Consider the following 16,503-nt stretch of genomic DNA (forward strand, 5'->3'; position numbering starts at 1 on the left):
GAGGTCCCCTACCCGCCCTTCGCCCGTTCCCTGGGGGCTCCGCCCCCAGACCCCCGCGCCTCAAACGCCGGCGAGGCTGAATCAGCCCCGCCGGCGTTTGAGGCGCGGGCGCGGTAGCGCCGTATCGGGTCAGGGGCGGAGCCCCTGGGAACGGTGGAAGGGCGGGTAGGGGACCCGCTCCGCGCAGCGGCCAACCACCCGCGGGCGCCGGGGTACGGCCCGGACCCCGGGGCCTAGTGCCCCCGGAGGTGCTCCATCTCCCGACGGTCCCGCTTCGTCGGGCGGCCAGCCCCCCGGTCGCGGATGCCGACCACCGCCGCCTCCACCGGGGTCGGCGGCGGCGGGCTGTTGTCCACGTAGCACTCGGCGGCGACCGGCGGTCCGACCCGCTTCGTCACCGGGCGCCGGACCACGACGATCCGCTCACGCCCCGCGTGGAAGAGCCGCACCTCGTCGCCCGCCCGCACCTGCTGCGCCGGCTTGGCCCGTTCGCCGTTGACCTTCACGTGGCCCGCCCGGCAGGCCGTCGCCGCCACGGACCGGGTCTTGGTGAGCCGGACCGACCAGATCCAGGCGTCAACCCGTGCGGTCCCCGCCTCCAGCGGGGCCGTCCCCGTAGCCGTGGTCCTCGTACCGTCAGTCATGGCCCGACTCTAGCGATCCGGCGGCCCCCGAGCGGAACGGTTTTTGGCGGATACCACAAGGGCCATGGCATCTGCGATAGAGATCGCGCCAAACGAATTGCACATGCGGCTTCCGAGCCCCTACCTTGTCGCGCATGCAGTCCTACACCATCGGGCAGGCGGCGCGTCTGCTGGGCGTGAGCCCGGACACCGCGCGCCGCTGGGCCGACGCCGGCCGGGTCGCGACCCATCGCGACGAGGGCGGCCGTCGCCTGATCAACGGCCGCGACCTGGCGGCCTTCTCCGTCGAGGTGGGGCAGGGCGCCCACAACGAGGACGGCGAGCCGTACACCTCCGCGCGCAACGCCTTCCCCGGCATCGTCACGGCCGTCAAGCTCGGCGACGTGGCCGCCCAGGTCGAGATCCAGGCAGGTCCCCACCGCCTGGTCTCCCTGCTCACCCGCGAGGCCGTCGACGAACTCGGGCTGGAGGTCGGCATGCAGGCCACCGCCCGCGTGAAGTCGACCAGCGTGCACATCGACCGCGCCTGAGCCGGCCCCCGAAACCGGATCCGGACCCGGACCACCCAGACCTCCCGCTCGCCCCCACCCGCCCGTCCCCACCCGCTCCGCCCGTCACCGGCGCGGGTCACCACCGCGCGGCTCCGGCACCCGGCCGGCCGCCGACCCGACCGAGGAGCACCCGCTCATGTCCGCCACCCCGAACAACCGCCGCATCGCCGCCGCCGCGCTCACCGCCGCGCTGCTCGTACCGCTGTCCGCCTGCGGCGGCGGCAACGACGAGAAGAAGGCCGACGGGGCCGCCTCGCCGTCCGCGTCGGCCCCCGCCTCCGCCGAGGCCAAGGGCGCGAACCTCACCGTGCTCGCCGCGTCCTCCCTCACCGACGTGTTCAACACGGCGAAGGCCGCCTACGAGAAGTCCCACCCCGGCACCAAGGTGACCATCTCCTTCGCCGGTTCCCAGGAGCTCGCCGCCCAGGTCAAGCAGGGCGCCCCGGCCGACGCGCTGGTCACCGCCGACACCAAGACCATGGACGGCCTGAAGGCCGAGACCAACAACCCCACGGTCATCGCGAAGAACCGCCTGGTCATCGCCACCGGCAAGGACAACCCCTTCAAGGTCGACGAGCTCAAGGACCTCGCCGACTCGAAGATCAAGGTCGTCCTCGCGGCGCCCGAGGTCCCGGTCGGCCGCTACAGCAAGCAGATCCTCGACGCCCAGAAGATCGAGGTGAAGCCGGTCTCCCAGGAGCCCAACGTCCGCGCCGTCCTGAGCAAGGTCGAGCTGGGCGAGGCCGACGCCGGCCTCGTCTACAAGACGGACACGATCAAGTCCGGTGACAAGGTCGTCTCCGTGGACATCCCGGACGAGCAGAACGCCGTCGCGTCCTACCCGGCCGCCACCCTGAAGGGTTCCAAGAACGCCGAGGCCGCCGCCGCGTTCGTCACCTGGCTGAGCAGCCCCGAGGCGCAGAAGATCCTCCAGGACGCGGGCTTCCAGAAGGCCTAGCCGACACCGCCGCGAAGGGGCTGCCCGGTCCGGGGGGACGGGCGGCCCCTTTCGGTGCGTCCGGCGCCCGCGCCGGACGCACCCTCCGCAAGGACCGCTCCCCGGCCCCGACCAGGAACCCCCATCACCCCATGAGCAGACTCCGCACCCGTACCCGGCCCCCCGTGACGCTGGCGCTCCCCGCGCTGCTCGCCGTCGCGTTCCTGCTGCTGCCGCTGATCGGCATCCTCACCCGTACGCAGTGGGGCGAACTCGGCGCCCACCTCACCAGTCCCGGTGTGGTCACGGCCCTCAGGCTCTCGCTGCTGGTGTCCCTGTGGGCACTCGGCCTCTCGCTGCTCCTCGGCGTGCCGCTCGCCTGGCTGCTGGCCCGGGTCGAGTTCAGGGGCAAGGCCTTCGTCCGCTCCCTGGTGCTGCTGCCGATGGTGCTGCCGCCGACCGTCGGGGGCGTCGCGCTGCTGCTCGGCTTCGGACGGCGCGGACTCCTCGGGCCGTGGCTGGAGGACACCTTCGGCGTCACGCTCCCCTTCCACACCTCCGGGGCGGTCGTCGCGGCCACCTTCGTGGCCATGCCCTTCCTGGTGATCAGCCTGGAGGGGGCGCTGGGCGGGCTGAAGCAGAGCTATGAGGAGACCGCCGCGTCCCTCGGCGCCTCCCCGGTCCGGGTGTTCTTCACGGTCACCATGCCCATGGTCGCCCCGGGCCTGATAGCGGGCGCCGCGCTCACCTGGGCCCGTGCGCTCGGCGAGTTCGGCGCGACCATCACCTTCGCCGGCAACCTGCCGGGCACCACCCAGACCCTGCCCCTCCAGGTCTACCTGCTGCTCCAGGACCGGCCGGAGGCGGCCACCTCGGTCTCGCTGCTGCTGCTCGCCATCGCCATGGGCGTGCTCATCGCCCTGCGCGGCCGGTGGACCGGCACGCCCGTCGCGGCCAAGGACCCCGGGGCGGCGAAGGCCGCGGAGCCGGAAGCGCCCGCCACCGCCGCCGGCGCGGAGGTCCCCGCCCCGGCCGACGGCGGCCGCTGGCCCCTGCACGCCGAGGTCACCGGCTTCACCGAGCTCACCCTCGACGCCGCACCCGGCACCACTATCGCCGTGGTGGGCGAGAACGGCGCCGGGAAGACCACCCTGCTGCGCGCCCTGCTCGGCCTGACCCCGCGGGCCCGCGCCGCACTGCGGCTCGGGGACACCGACGTCACCGCGCTGCCCCCGCACCAGCGGCAGGTGGCCTGGGTCCCGCAGGACGGGGCACTGTTCCCGCACCTGAGCGCCCTGGCCAACACCGCGTACGGGCTGCGCGCCCGCCGGGTCCCGCGCGCCGAGGCCCGCCGCGAGGCGCAGCTGTGGCTGGACCGGCTCGGGGTGGGCCACCTCGCGCAGCGCCGGCCCGGGCAGCTGTCGGGCGGGCAGGCCCAGCGGGTGGCGCTGGCCCGGGCGCTGGCCGCCCGGCCCCGGCTGCTGCTGCTCGACGAGCCCCTCGCCGCCCTCGACCAGACGACCCGGGCCCGCGTGCGGCACACCCTGCGCGGGCACCTTTCGGGCTTCGGCGGGGTCTGCCTGATCGTCACGCACGACCCCGTCGAGGCGGTGTCGCTGGCCGACCGGGTCCTCGTACTGGCCGACGGACGCACCCTCCAGGACGCGCCGCCCGCCGAGGTCACCCGGCACCCGCGCTCGCCGTGGGTGGCCCGCATGCTGGGCCGCAACGCCTGGCCCGGCACCGCCTCCGCCGACGGGCTCGTGCTCGCGGGCGGCAGCCGGCTGGTGGTGGCGGAGACCCTGCCGGAGGGGGCGCAGGCCCTGGCGATCATCGCCCCCGAAGCGGTGTCGCTGCACCGGGACCGCCCGGGCGGCAGCCCCCGCAACGTCTGGCCGGGCACCGTACGGGAGGTCACCGCGGCCGGCAGCCGGCTGCGCGTGCTCATCGGCTCGGCCGAGGCGCCCGACCTGGTCGCGGAGATCACCCCGGAGGCGGCCGCCGAACTCGGCGTGGCCGACGGCGCTCCGGTCTGGACGAGCGTGAAGGCCACCGAAATCACGCTGGTCCCCCTCTAGGACACCGGGCGGCCGGGTGGCCGGCAACGGCTGGCGGGGACGGACGGTTTGGACGCCGGACGCGGCACTGACACATGCTCGACTGCCCGGACCGGCCTCCGACAAGCCGGTTTTCCGTGCACGACCGCTCTTTCGCACGTCCCGTGGGGGGGGTCTTCACCGTACGCGCGCGCCCAGACCCCCGAGCGCCTCGGCGGCGCCTCGGCGTTCGGCGCCGTCAGCGACCTGACGGTGGTCACGGCGGCCGCCTGACACCCGCTAGCGGGTGTCGGCCGGGACGGGCACGGCGAACTCGCACCACACGCACTTGCCGACGCCCCGGGGCTCCACGCCCCAGGCGTCCGCGAGCCGTTCGACCAGCAGCAGGCCCCGGCCCGACACCGCCCAGTCGTCGGCCTCCCGGCGGCGGGGCAGGGCGCTGCTGCTGTCCTCGACCTCGATCCGGATCCGGCCCGCGGCCGTCAGCCGCAGGGCGACCTGCCCGCCGCCGTCGGTGTGGACGAGGGCGTTGGTCATCAGCTCGTCCGCGGCCAGCTCGATCTCGTCGGCCCGCTCCCGGGCACCCCAGGCGGCCACCGCCGCCCGGATCAGGTGCCGGGCCATCGCCGGCCCGTCCGCGTCGCCCGGTTCCAGGCGCTGGCGCAGCGGCCCGCCGCCGCGCGGCGCGGGGGTGCCGCGGCGGCGCAGCAGGAGCAGGGCCATGTCGTCCCCGCCGCCCGCGTCCCCGACGAGGTCGCACAGCACGTCGGCGAGTTCCTCGACGTCGGCCGGGCCGCGCTCGGCGGCCTCCAGGAACTCCCGCATCCCGGTCTCGGAGTCGCCGCCGGGCCGGTCGACGAGGCCGTCGGTGCACAGCAACAGGGTGTCGCCGGGGTGCAGTTCGAGGGTGGTGACGGGATAGCCGGAGCCGCTGCCCGGCTGCTCGCGCGGGGGCAGGCCCAGCGGGAGCCCGCCCACCACCTGGATCCGGTGGCAGCTGCCGTCCCCGCGCCGCACGACCGGGTCGAGGTGGCCGGCCCGCACGATGTGCAGCATCCCGGTGTTCAGGTCCAGTTCGGCGTAGGTACAGGTGGCGAAGCGCTCCGTGGCCAGGTCGCGGAGGAAGGCTGAGGCCCTCGCCAGTGCCGTGCCGGGGGTGTGGCCCTCCAGTACGTAGGCGCGGAGCACGATCCGCAGCTGTCCCATCACGGCCGCGGCGTCCGTGTCGTGGCCCTCGACGTCGCCGATCGTCACCCCGACCCGCCCTTCGCCGAGGGGGACGACGTCGTACCAGTCGCCGCCGATGTCCCGCCCGACCCGGGCCGCCCGGTAGCGCACGGCGATCACCGCGCCCGGCACCTCCGGGATCGTCCGGGGCAGCATGGCCCGCTGGAGGCCCTCGGCGAGGTCGTGCTCCTGCTCGAAGAGCATCGCGCGCTGGAGTCCCTGCGCGATCCCGCTGCCGAGCGCCACCAGCAGGTTGCGCTCCTCCGCGTCGAAGTCCCCGTCGCGGGTGTACAGCAGTCCGAGCGCGCCGACCGGCCGGCCCTGTGCGATCAGCGGCAGGTAGACCCCGCTGCCCACGGCCAGCGGTTCGATGTACGGCCACAGCAGCGGGTAGCGCCGCCGGAACTCCTCGCGCGACGCGAGGAAGACCGGCTGCATGGTCCGTACGGCCTCGCTCATCGGGAACTCCGCGTCGATGCGGGTGTACTCGATCTCGGGCACGTACGAGCCGAGCTGGCCCTCCGCGACCAGGTGGATCCGGCCGCCGTCGACGATGCCCAGCATGACGCTGACGGCGCCGAGGTGGCCGAGGGCCTCGGGGTCCTTGAGGACGTCGGTCACGTCGTTCACGGTGCGGGCGTGCGCGAGGATCGCGGTGGTCCGCTCGACGACCCCGGTCATCCGGCGCCGTCCCTCGTCCCGCTCCCCCGTGGCGCCGGGCTCCCCCGGGTCCTGGTCGGCGTCGCGGAGGATCCCGATGACCCGGTACGCGCGCCCGTGCGGATCCCGCAGGATGTGCCCCTGGAGGTGGGTCCAGCCGGGCGTCCCCTGCGCGCGCAGGGTGCGGAAGTACGCCCCGTAGTGGCTGCGGCCGTCCGTCAGCGCCCGCTCCACCCGGCCGTCCAGCCGTTCGCCGTCGCCGTCCACGACGCGCCGGCGCAGTCCGGCGGGGGTCCCGTCGAACTGCTCCGGGCTCAGCTCCAGGACCTCGAGGGCGGTGGCGTCCAAGTACAGGCGTCCGCTGTCGAGGTCCCAGTCGAAGGTGCCCATCCGGTTGAGCGCGAGGCTCAGGTCGGGCCGCGCGGGCCAGTCGACCTCCGGGGTCCGTCCCCGCTGGTCCATGCAGCCAGGGTCTCACTGTTCCCCCTGGCTCGGCATGTGCGCGGGGGCGGTCAGGTGGTCCGCCCGGGCGTGGCGGGCGAGGGGCTGGACCCGGACGGCGGGGCGGTCGTCCGGTCGCCGGTCAGGGCCGGCGGGCGCGCGGACCGCGTGGCGGTGGGCGTGCCCCCGTCCTTCGGGGGGCCGGTACCGGCCGGGGTCCCCGCGCCGGTCGGCGTCGCGGCCGGGGTGGGCGTCGGGGGCTTCGGGGTGGCCTTCGGGGGTCCGGTCCGGCTCGGGCGGGGAGACGGCTCCGACGGCGTGACCACGAGCGGCGGGGGAAGGACCTCCGGCTCGGAGACGGTCGGCGTCGGGGCCACCGGGGGCGCGACCTCCGTCGGAGAGGCCGTCGGGGACGTCGGCGGGGACGTCGGCGGCGTCGGGCCCGCCGTCGGGGAGACGACCGGGGGCGACACCACCGGAGGGGAGACGACGGGCGGGCCGACGGGCGGCGCGACGGGCCGGTCGCGCTCGGGGACGGGACCGCGGTCGCGTTCCAGCCAGCGCCGGTCGCGGTGGTCGTAGATGACGAACGTGTGCACGACCGTCACCGACGGCGCGACGACCACCACCTCGGCCGGCCGGTACGAGGACCAGGGCCGGCCGAAGCGCTTCGGATCGGCCTTCAGCGCCACCGGCGGGCCCAGCGGGTTCCCGCAGGCGCAGCGCACCCTCGGCACCCCCCGGTCGTCGACCAGCACGGCCGTCCCCGCCTGGAGCACGGCCTGGTAGGGCGTGGCCCGGCCGTCCCGGTACCCGTGGTTGGTGACCCGGGTGTCGATCCGCAGCTGCACCGGGGTGAGGGAGCGCAGGTGGCCCGGGACGGCCTCCGGCCGGATGCCGAGGGCCGCGGCGAAGGCGGCGTTCCTGGCGGGCTGCGAGGTCAGGGCGGTGATCTGCCGCTCCACGTCGCAGCTGGCGATGTCCTGGGTGCCGCCGTACAGCCCGGGCGAGGCGCCGCTGACGCTGCGGGTGCCCGGGGCCGTGGTGGGTGCGGCGGTGCCCCGGGACGGGCTCTCGGGCGGCGGGGTGGCCTGCTCCGCCGCGCTGGACGCGGTGAAGGGGTCCCGCCCGGGTTCGGCGGCCGGCTGGAGGAACACCTCGGCGGCGGCCCGCTGCGTGGTCCCACCGCCACCGCCGGGCCTGGTGAGCACCACCACCAGGGTGACCACCGCGGCCAGCGCCACGGCCATCGTCGCCAGGCCGGGCACCGACCGCCACCAGGGCCCCCGGGGCGGCTCCCCGGAGCCCGGCCCGCCGGGAGGAGGCGGCGGCGGGGGTTCCGCGCCACCGCCCGAGAGCGGACCGGAGGGCGGGCCGGTGGGGCGCCCGGACGACGGCGGGGACGGCTGGGACGGCGGGGACGGCGGGGACGGGTTCAGCGACCGTGGCGGCTCTGGCGGCCGCTCGCCGGAGGGTTGCGTGGTCACGGGCTCCTCTTCCCAGGCGGACGCATCCGGGGAAATGGCGTGAATGGCGTGAATCACTGGAATTCCGGGTGTTCCCGGCACTCTTGCCGACCATTGTGTGCGCCGTCCAGGTGGTGTCCGCAAGCCGGGGGTGCCACCGTGGCAAGGTGAGCCGTACCTCCGCGCGCACCTCGGCGCGCGCTTCCGCCGGGGCTTGGCGGGACGCCCTCGTCACCGTCGTGGCGGGCTTCGCGGCGATGACCGCGGTGGCCGCGGCCGGGCTGGCCTGCGCCGGGGCCGGCGATCTGCCCGGCGGGGCGTTCCCCCGGGTGGTCGCCGCGGTCGTCGTGATGGCGGCCGGGGGTTCGGTCGAGGTTTCCGGGGACGCCGGATTCCTGGCGGGTGCCGACGCGAGCCTGTCCGTACTGCCGCTCTCGGTGAGCCTGGCCGGGGCGCTCACCGCCGGGTGGCTCTTCCTGCGCCCGCTGCGCCACCGTGCCGTGGCCGGGGCCGGTGAACTGCTGGCCCGGGCGGGCCGGTCGGCGGTGCTGTGGCTGGCGCTGCTCACCCTGTTCGCGCTGGCGGCCCGCCAGACCTTCGGCCTGTCCGCCGGCGACTCGCCGCTCGGGGAGATCGGCGAACTGCTCGACTCCGCCCCGACGGTCGGCTTCCGGGCCGCGCCGGGGCCCACCCTGCTCGGCGGACTGCTGTGGTTCCTGGGCCTGTTGCTGATCGCCCTGCTGGTCTCCCGCCGCACCCCGCTCCCGCCCGGCCTGCTCCGCTTCCACACGGCGGTGCGGCCGGCCGCGCACGCGACGGCCGTGCTGCTCCTGGCGTACGTGGTCCTCGGCGCCGGCGTCGGCCTGGTGGCGGCGGCCACCCAGGGGCACGCGGCCCGCACCCTGGCGGTGCTGCTGCTCGGACTTCCGAACCTGGCCTGGCTCGCCCTGACCACGGGCTTCGGCGGTGCCTGGCGGGGCGTGGTCGAGGGGCCGTTCGGGCTGCCGGTGCCGCCGCTGCTGGACCAGGCCCTGCGCGGCCCCGTGCCGTCCACCGTGGACGTGGCCTCGCTCGCGGAGCGCGACGCGCGGGCCTGGTGGCTGGTCGTGGTGGCCGCGGTGGCGCTGCTCGGCACGGGCGTGCTGGCCGCCGTGCGCTCCCCGGCACGGGTCCGGCCCTGGCAGCACGCGGTGCACCTGGCGGTGGCGCTGGGGCTGGCCACCCTGACGGTGTGCCTGCTGGCCGGGGTGCACGCCCGGTTCGGGCTGTCGCTGCTGGGGCTCGGGGACGTCTCCGGGCTCGGCGGCCGGGTCGAGCTCACCCCGTACCTCTGGCGCACGACCGGCCTCGGGCTGCTGTGGGGCGCGGTGGCCGGCTTCCTCGGTGCGCTCCTGGCCCGCCCCCTGCGCCACCCGGGGCGGGTTCCCGGGGACTGATCCCGGTCCCCGCCGTCACCGCGCCCGGAACACCGGCAGTGCCCATCGCGGCGGCGGGGGCGGCGGGCCCGCTTCCGGCGGTGCCGCACGCTCCCCGGGGGCCCCGGTCCCCGCCCGGCGCAGCGCGCCGGTGAACTCCAGGCAGGTGTCCCACCGCTCCTCGGGCTGCTTCGCCAGGGCCTTGGCCACTGCTTGGTCCACCGCCGCCGGGAGTTCCGGGCGGCGTTCGCTCGGGGGCGGCGGGGGGTCGTACTGGTGGGCCCAGAGCAGGGCCATGTCGTCCTCGCGCCGGAACGGCGGGCCGCCGGTGAGCATCTCGTGGACCACGCAGCCGAGGCTGTAGACGTCGCAGCGCCCGTCGACCGGCTTCCCGGCGATCTGCTCGGGCGCGACGTAGTCCAGGGTCCCGACGAACTGTCCGACGCTGGTGAACCCGGTCAGCGAGAGGGACTTCTTCGTCAGTCCGAAGTCCGTCAGGTAGACGTGCTCGGGGTGCTCGCTGTCGGTTCCCTCGGCGACGAGGACGTTGCCGGGCTTCACGTCCCGGTGGACCAGGCCGTGGTCGTGGGCGGCGTCGAGCGCCGAGGCGACCTGGCCGGCGATCCTGGCCGCCGTCTCCACGGGCAGCGGGCCCGTGCGGTCGAGCAGGGCCCGCAGGTCCTTCCCGGCGACGTAGCGCATGGCGATGTAGAGGACGCCGTCCGCCTCGCCGGCCTCGAAGACGGGCACGATGTGCGGGTGGTCGATGGCGGCCGCGACCCTCGACTCGTGGGTGAAGCGCTGCCGGAACGTGTCGTTGCGGGCGAGCTGCGGGGACAGCAGCTTCAGTGCGACGGTCCGGTCCAGGCGCAGGTCCCGGGCGCGGTAGACGACGGCCATCCCGCCCCGCCCGATCTCGTCCCCGACGAGGTAGCCGGCGAAGCGCGTGCCGGTGAGTTCCGGGGCCCGCCCGACGGGGGGTCCGGGGTCCGTCATCGGCTCCCTCCCCCGTCGGGGCGGTCCGCGACGCGCGTGGGCTCGTGCGGTGTCTCCGGTACGACGGCTGCCGCGCCGGTGTCCGGCTCCGGGGGCTCCGGCTCCGGCGCGGGCGGCGGGGCTCCCGGTTCCGAGACGACGGCGTAGGTGGTCGGGCGGCTCCCGTCGGCGTACAGCCACCGTCCCGCCGCCTCCTCGTACACCCATACGGACTCGCCGTCGATGACGATCCCGGCGCGCAGGCCGCGTACGGCCTGCCGGAAGCCGTCGTCGGCGGTGCCGGGGACGGTGTCGCGCAGGGCCCGCCGGTAGCGGTCGAGGGTGTCGGCGGTGCGGGTGAGGAGCGGTCCGGGGTCCTCGGTCCGTTCGAGGGGCCGGCCGGCGGTCGGCGGGGGCCCGGGCACCGCGACGAGCAGCCGTCCGTCGACCCAGGCGGACCAGCCGTTGGCGCACAGCACCTCCCCCCACTCGCCGCGCCGGGACAGCAGCCGCACGGGAAGGAAGGGGTCGAGGGCGGTGGTGGGCCGGGAGACGTCGGGCTCCTCCCAGGCGGGCAGCCCGTCCTGGGGGACCACGTGGGTGGGGCGGAAGCCCGCGCCGGGCTCCGGGGCGTCCGTCATCGGCGGGGCCTACTTCCGCATCACGGCGGGCTCGTGGCGCCGCAGCAGCCGGGCGACGAGCACTCCGAACAGCACGGACAGGGCGGCCAGCATGCCGACGTCCAGCAGCCAGACCCCGGCGGAGTGCGCGAAGAGGGGGTCGTCGGCGAGGGGGCCGGGCACGATCCGGCCGAGGTCGATGGTGCCGGCCATGGCGCCGAGCGCCCAGCGGGAGGGGACCAGCCAGGCCAGCTGTCCGATCACCGGCACCCCGTCGAGCTGGAGCAGGGCCCCGCAGAAGACCACCTGCACGATGGCGAGGAGGACCAGCAGGGGCATGGTGACCTCCTCCTTCCTGACCAGCGCGGAGACCAGCAGGCCGAGCATCATGGCGGTGAAGGACAGCAGGGCGACGGCCAGGGTGATCTCGGCGAGGGGCGGCAGGAAGACCCCGGTGGAGCCGGGCGGTCCGAGCCGCACTCCGAAGAGGCCGACGAGGGTGAGGACGACGGCCTGGGCCACGGTGATCGCGCCGAGGACGGCCACCTTCGACATCAGGTAGGCGGACCTGGACAGCCCGACGGCGCGTTCGCGCTGGTAGATGACCCGTTCCTTGACGAGTTCGCGGACCGCGTTGGCGGCCCCGGTCAGCACGCCGCCGACGCACAGGATGAGCAGGGCGTTGATCGCGGTCTCCTGGGTGAGGGCGCTGCCGGCCAGGGCGCGGGCCATGGCGCCCATCACGAACGGCAGCGCGACCATGATGGCGAGGAAGGTCCGGTCGGCGCTCAGGGCGGTGGCGTAGCGGCGGACCAGGGTGGAGAGCTGGGCGGTCCGGCTCTGCGGCTGGGGCGGCGGGGCGGCGGACCCGGCGGGGCCGGGGGCCGCGGGGTCCCCGGTCCGGGGGCGGCGGCCGGCGGCCGCCACGTACGCACGGTGCTGGGGCGAGGCCGCGTACCGGCCGGCCCAGTCGCGGTCGCGCTGGTTCTCGAAGGCCTCGAAGGCCTCGGGCCACTCGTCGAAGCCGAAGAAGCCGAGGGCCTCCCCGGGCGGCCCGTACCAGGCGACGCGGCCGCCGGGGGCGAGGACCAGGAGCCGGTCGCAGACGTCGAGGCTGAGGACGCTGTGGGTGACGACGATGACGGTGCGGCCGTCGTCGGCGAGGCCGCGCAGCATGTGCATGACGGAGCGGTCCATGCCGGGGTCGAGGCCGGAGGTGGGTTCGTCGAGGAAGAGCAGCGAGGGTTTCGTCAGGAGTTCGAGGGCGACGGAGACGCGTTTGCGCTGGCCGCCGGAGAGGCTGTGGATGGGCTGGTCGGCGCGCTGTCCGAGGCCGAGTTCGCCGATGACCTCGTCGACCCGGGCGAGCCGTTCGGCCTTGCCGGTGTCCTGCGGGAAGCGCAGTTCGGCGGCGTAGGCGAGGGCGCGGCGGACGGTGAGCTGGGCGTGCAGGATGTCGTCCTGGGGGACGAGCCCGATGCGGGAGCGCAGTTCGGCGTAGTCGCGGTAGAGGTCGCGGCCGTCGTAGAGGACGGTGCCGTGGTCGGCGGGGCGCAGTCCGGTGAGGGCACCGAGGAGGGTGGACTTCCCGGCGCCGCTGGGGCCGACGACGGCGAGCAGGCACCTGCCGCCGACCGGGAAGGAGACGTGGTCGAGGAGGGTCTTGCGGCCGTGGTCGACGGCCACGGCGAGGTCCTGGACGTCGAGGGAGACCTCTCCGGTGTCGGTGTACTCCTGGAGCTGGTCGCCGACGAGGCAGAAGGCGGAGTGGCCGATGCCGACGATGTCGCCCTCGGTGACGGGGGCGGTGCCGACGGGGGCGCCGTTGAGGTAGGTGCCGTTGTGGCTGCCGAGGTCGGCGATCTCGTACGTGCCGTCGGCGAGGGCGCGCAGTTCGGCGTGCCTGCGGGAGACGACGAGGTCGTCGACGACGAGGTCGTTGCCGGGGTCGCGGCCGATGCGGACGGTGGTCCGGGCGGGCAGCGGCCGGATGCTGGTGGGGCTGCGGAAGGTTCCGGTCGTGGCCGGGTCGGCGACCCGGGAGGGGCGGGAGGCGGCGGCGCGGGGAGGCGTACGGCTGCTGAGGAGGGCGCGCGGGCCGTCCTGGGCGCTGCCGAAGCGGAGTTCGCTGCCGGGGCCGACGGCCCACTCGTGGACGCGGTGGCCGTCGGCCCAGGTGCCGTTGGTGCTGCCCTCGTCCTCCAGGGTCCAGTGGTCGCCCTCGGGGCGCAGGACGGCGTGGTGCCAGGAGACGCGGTCGTCGTCGAGGCAGATCTCGCAGAGGGGGTCGCGGCCGACGCGGTAGCTCCGGCCCGGGCTCATCTCGGTGGAGCCCATGGCGGTTTCCAGGACGAGTTCGGGCGCGGTCGCCGCACCGGGCCGCTGGACCATGGACAGATTTTCCCATGAACCGCCGCAACCGGCAGAAGCGGCATCGCCGCAGGTCAGAGCGTTCTTATGGGGAATGACAACGGTCCCCGTTGCAGCCTTTGCCGATCGCGTCGCGGTGCGCTTCACTTCACGCGTCGGAAACCGAACAAACGGGGGAAGCCATGAGCCGGCACGACCACGACCACGCGCACGAGCACGCCGGGACGGACCACTCCGGGCACGGGCACGACGGGCACGGCCACGGTCCCGGCGGGCACAGCCACGGTGTGGACCCGGACGCCGACCGCCGGTGGCTGGCGATCGCGCTGGCCCTGATCGGCGGCTTCATGGCCGTCGAGGTGGTCATCGGCGTGATGGCCCATTCGCTGGCCCTGATCTCCGACGCCGCGCACATGCTGACGGACGCCGTGTCGATCGTGCTCGCGCTGATCGCGATGCGGCTGGCGGCGCGGCCGGCGCGGGGCGGGTTCACGTACGGCCTCAAGCGGGCGGAGATACTCTCCGCGCAGGCCAACGGGCTGACCCTGCTGCTGCTGGGCGCCTGGCTGGCGTACGAGGCCGTGCAGCGGCTGCTGGACCCGCCGCCGGTGGAGGGCGGGGTGGTGCTGGTGACGGCGCTGGCCGGGATCGTGGTGAACGTGGCCGCGGCCTGGTGCATCTCGCGGGCGAACCGGTCCTCGCTCGCCGTGGAGGGCGCGTACCAGCACATCCTGAACGACCTGTTCGCCTTCATCGGGACGGCCGTGTCCGGTCTGATCGTGCTCACGACGGGATTCGTGCAGGCCGACGCGATCGCCACGCTCGTGGTGGTGGTGCTGATGGTCAAGGCGGGCTACGGGCTGGTCCGCGAGTCGGGCCGGATCTTCCTGGAGGCGGCGCCCGCGCACGTCGACCCGGACGCGGTCGGCGACCGGCTCGTCGCCCACGCCCCGGTGACCGAGGTGCACGACCTGCACATCTGGACGATCACCTCCGGTCAGGCGGCGCTCTCCGCGCACGTGCTGGTGGAGGAGGAGGGCGACTGCCACGCGGTGCGCCGGGAGCTGGAGCTGCTGCTGGCGAAGGAGTACGGGATCACGCACACCACCCTCCAGGTGGACCACGTCCAGGACGCCCTGCTGTCGGTGGGCCGGCCGGGCGAGGACCCGGACGGCGGGGACCCGCACTGTGCGGACGCCCACGGGCCGGTGCACCGCGAGGGGCCGCACGCACACTGAAGGCCCCCTTCCGGTGGCTGATTCCGTACGGCGGATCACTGGGCGGGGCTCCGGCGGGGCATGTATGGCTCCCGTGACGGACGCGAAGAGGTACAAGCGGAGCGCCGGCCTGCTGTTGTTCCGCCGGACGGCGGGGCACGGGGTCGAGGTGCTGCTCGGGCACATGGGCGGTCCGCTGTGGGCCGGGCGGGACGCCGGGGGCTGGGCGATCCCGAAGGGCGAGTACGGACCGGACGAGGCGCCCCGGGACGCGGCCCGCCGGGAGTTCACGGAGGAACTGGGGGTCCCCCCGCCGGAGGGGGACTACCTGCCGCTGGGCGAGGTACGGCTGAGCAGCGGGAAGCTCGTGACCATCTGGGCGGTGGAGGCGGACCTCGATCCGGCGGTGACGGTGCCGGGCACCTTCACGATGGAGTGGCCCCCGCACTCGGGGATCGAGCGGGAGTTCCCGGAGCTGGACCGGGTGGACTGGTTCGCTCCCCCGATCGCACGGAACAAGCTGATTGTCGGTCAAATTCCCTTCCTGGAACGGTTGCTGATGCTATTGGCGGATTGACCTGACCTTTACTTGCCAACAAACCCCACCTGCATGGACATTGCACATATGACGAACGTCGTGCTGGTGGGAACCCTGGACACCAAGGGTGTCGAGTACGGCTGGCTGCGCGAGAGGCTGCTGCGCGCCGGCGTCGAAGTGGTGCTGGTGGACACGGGGATCATGGGAGAACCCCGGGTGCCCGCCGACGTGCCCCGCGAAGCGGTGGCGCGGGCGGCGGGCACGGAACTGTCGGAACTGCGCGCGGCCGCCGACCGGGGCGCGGCCGTGACCACGATGGCCCGGGGCGCCGAGGCGACCCTGTTACGCCTGCACGCCGAGGGCCGGCTGCACGGCGTCCTCGCGATCGGGGGCAGCGGCGGCACCTCCATCGCGACCCGGGCGATGCGGGCGCTTCCCCTGGGCGTGCCGAAGGTGATGGTCTCGTCGATGGCGTCCGGGGACGTGTCCCCGTACGTGGGCTCGGCGGACATCACCATGATGTACAGCGTGGTGGACATCGCCGGGATCAACAGCGTCTCGGCCCCGGTGCTGGCCAACGCCGCCGAGGCCGTCGCCGGGATGGCGAAGGGCTTCGCGCGCGCCGCGCTGGACCGCAGCCGGCCGGCCCGGCTGGGCGCGGGCTCGCGGCCGCTGGTGGCGGCGAGCATGGCGGGGGTGACCACGCTCGGCGTGGACGCGGCCCGGGAGCGGCTGGAGGAGCTGGGGTACGAGGTCCTGGTCTTCCACGTCAGCGGTACGGGCGGCCGCACCCTGGAGACCCTCGCCGGGCAGCGGGTGTTCGCGGGGGTGCTGGACCTGACCCTGAGCGAGCTCGCCGACGACCTGTGCGGGGGCATCCTGACGGCCGGCCCCGACCGGCTCAGCGCGGCCGGGCGGGCCGGGGTCCCCCAGGTGGTGAGCCTGGGCGCCCTGGACATGGTGAAGTTCGGACCGCTGGAGACCCTGCCCGAGCGGGCCCGCTACCGCCGGGTCCGCGTCCACAACCCCTCGATCACGGTGATCCGCACGACCGAGTCGGAGTGCGCGGAGCTGGGGCGGCGGGTCGCCGCGAAGCTGCGCGCGTCGACCGGGCCGACGGCGGTCTGCGTCCCGCTGCGCGGGCTGTCCACGCTCGGCGCGCCGGGCGGCCCGTACCACGACCCGCGTGCGGACGGGGCGCTGTTCACGGCGCTGCGCGAGGGCCTGCGGGGCAGTGCGGCCCGGCTCTACGACTACGACACCCACATCAACGACCCGTCCTTCGGGCGGGCCGCCGCCGACCGGCTGCACGCGATGATCGGCGCCGTGTCGGCCGCGGCCTGACCACGATCCGAGACGCACGGCGGGGTTGGGAACCGGCCGTG

The 16,503-nt window shown here is 75.1% G+C and carries 13 protein-coding genes; 7 read left to right on the forward strand and 6 right to left on the reverse strand.

The features are described from left to right. Window positions 1-233 precede the first annotated feature (233 nt). Entirely contained in the window at window positions 234-644 is a 411-nt protein-coding gene (locus tag ACIPW5_RS08705) for an RNA-binding S4 domain-containing protein (protein WP_401242256.1), read from the reverse strand. A 134-nt stretch (window positions 645-778) separates the two neighbouring features. Between ACIPW5_RS08705 and ACIPW5_RS08710 the strand changes: the two genes are divergently transcribed. The 3 genes from ACIPW5_RS08710 (at window position 779) to ACIPW5_RS08720 (ending at window position 4,210) form a co-directional block, all read left to right on the forward strand. Next, a complete protein-coding gene (locus tag ACIPW5_RS08710; RefSeq protein ID WP_401242259.1) occupies window positions 779-1,174 on the forward strand; it encodes a molybdopterin-binding protein in 396 nt (131 codons plus the stop codon). Between the two features lie 157 nt (window positions 1,175-1,331). Then, on the forward strand, window positions 1,332-2,153 hold the full coding sequence (modA, locus tag ACIPW5_RS08715) for a molybdate ABC transporter substrate-binding protein (protein WP_401242261.1): 822 nt from the start codon (window positions 1,332-1,334) through the stop codon (window positions 2,151-2,153). A gap of 131 nt (window positions 2,154-2,284) precedes the next feature. Beyond that, window positions 2,285-4,210: an ABC transporter permease gene (locus tag ACIPW5_RS08720; RefSeq protein WP_401242264.1), complete on the forward strand. Its 1,926-nt coding sequence runs from the start codon at window positions 2,285-2,287 to the stop codon at window positions 4,208-4,210. 258 nt (window positions 4,211-4,468) lie between these two features. Here the strand turns inward: ACIPW5_RS08720 and ACIPW5_RS08725 are convergent, their stop codons facing one another. Together ACIPW5_RS08725 and ACIPW5_RS08730 are read right to left on the reverse strand one after the other, a co-directional pair. Beyond that, on the reverse strand, window positions 4,469-6,538 hold the full coding sequence (locus tag ACIPW5_RS08725; protein WP_401242267.1) for a SpoIIE family protein phosphatase: 2,070 nt from the start codon (window positions 6,536-6,538) through the stop codon (window positions 4,469-4,471). 50 nt (window positions 6,539-6,588) lie between these two features. After that, a complete protein-coding gene (locus ACIPW5_RS08730; RefSeq protein ID WP_401242270.1) occupies window positions 6,589-7,785 on the reverse strand; it encodes a DUF6777 domain-containing protein in 1,197 nt (398 codons plus the stop codon). A gap of 365 nt (window positions 7,786-8,150) precedes the next feature. Here ACIPW5_RS08730 and ACIPW5_RS08735 point away from each other — a divergent pair, with 365 nt between their 5' ends. Beyond that, window positions 8,151-9,419, forward strand: a complete 1,269-nt coding sequence (locus tag ACIPW5_RS08735) for a streptophobe family protein (protein WP_401242273.1) — start codon at window positions 8,151-8,153, stop codon at window positions 9,417-9,419. 15 nt (window positions 9,420-9,434) lie between these two features. Here the strand turns inward: ACIPW5_RS08735 and ACIPW5_RS08740 are convergent, their stop codons facing one another. Genes ACIPW5_RS08740 through ACIPW5_RS08750 form a run of 3 tightly spaced genes read right to left on the reverse strand, consistent with a single transcriptional unit; the run spans window position 9,435 to window position 13,384 of the window. Next, window positions 9,435-10,394 carry a serine/threonine-protein kinase gene (locus tag ACIPW5_RS08740; protein ID WP_401242275.1) on the reverse strand — a complete coding sequence of 320 codons (960 nt, stop codon included), beginning with the start codon at window positions 10,392-10,394 and terminating at the stop codon, window positions 9,435-9,437. Next, window positions 10,391-11,014 carry a hypothetical protein gene (locus tag ACIPW5_RS08745; protein WP_401242278.1) on the reverse strand — a complete coding sequence of 208 codons (624 nt, stop codon included), beginning with the start codon at window positions 11,012-11,014 and terminating at the stop codon, window positions 10,391-10,393. Before ACIPW5_RS08745 ends, ACIPW5_RS08740 begins: the two co-directional genes overlap by 4 nt. A 9-nt stretch (window positions 11,015-11,023) precedes the next feature. Then, complete coding sequence (locus ACIPW5_RS08750; protein ID WP_401242281.1) at window positions 11,024-13,384, reverse strand: FHA domain-containing protein; 2,361 nt, start codon at window positions 13,382-13,384, stop codon at window positions 11,024-11,026. Window positions 13,385-13,545: 161 nt separating this feature from the next. On the opposite strand from ACIPW5_RS08750, the gene ACIPW5_RS08755 reads away from it, so the two are divergent. From ACIPW5_RS08755 to ACIPW5_RS08765, 3 genes are all read left to right on the forward strand, one after another. Next, a complete protein-coding gene (locus ACIPW5_RS08755) occupies window positions 13,546-14,601 on the forward strand; it encodes a cation diffusion facilitator family transporter (protein ID WP_401242284.1) in 1,056 nt (351 codons plus the stop codon). 64 nt (window positions 14,602-14,665) lie between these two features. Then, entirely contained in the window at window positions 14,666-15,157 is a 492-nt protein-coding gene (locus ACIPW5_RS08760; RefSeq protein WP_401242287.1) for an NUDIX domain-containing protein, read from the forward strand. 48 nt (window positions 15,158-15,205) lie between these two features. After that, on the forward strand, window positions 15,206-16,462 hold the full coding sequence (locus ACIPW5_RS08765) for a Tm-1-like ATP-binding domain-containing protein (RefSeq protein WP_401242290.1): 1,257 nt from the start codon (window positions 15,206-15,208) through the stop codon (window positions 16,460-16,462). Window positions 16,463-16,503 lie beyond the last annotated feature (41 nt).

The sequence above is a fragment of the Streptomyces sp. NPDC090077 genome (assembly GCF_044747545.1).
GTDB lineage: Bacteria > Actinomycetota > Actinomycetes > Streptomycetales > Streptomycetaceae > Streptomyces.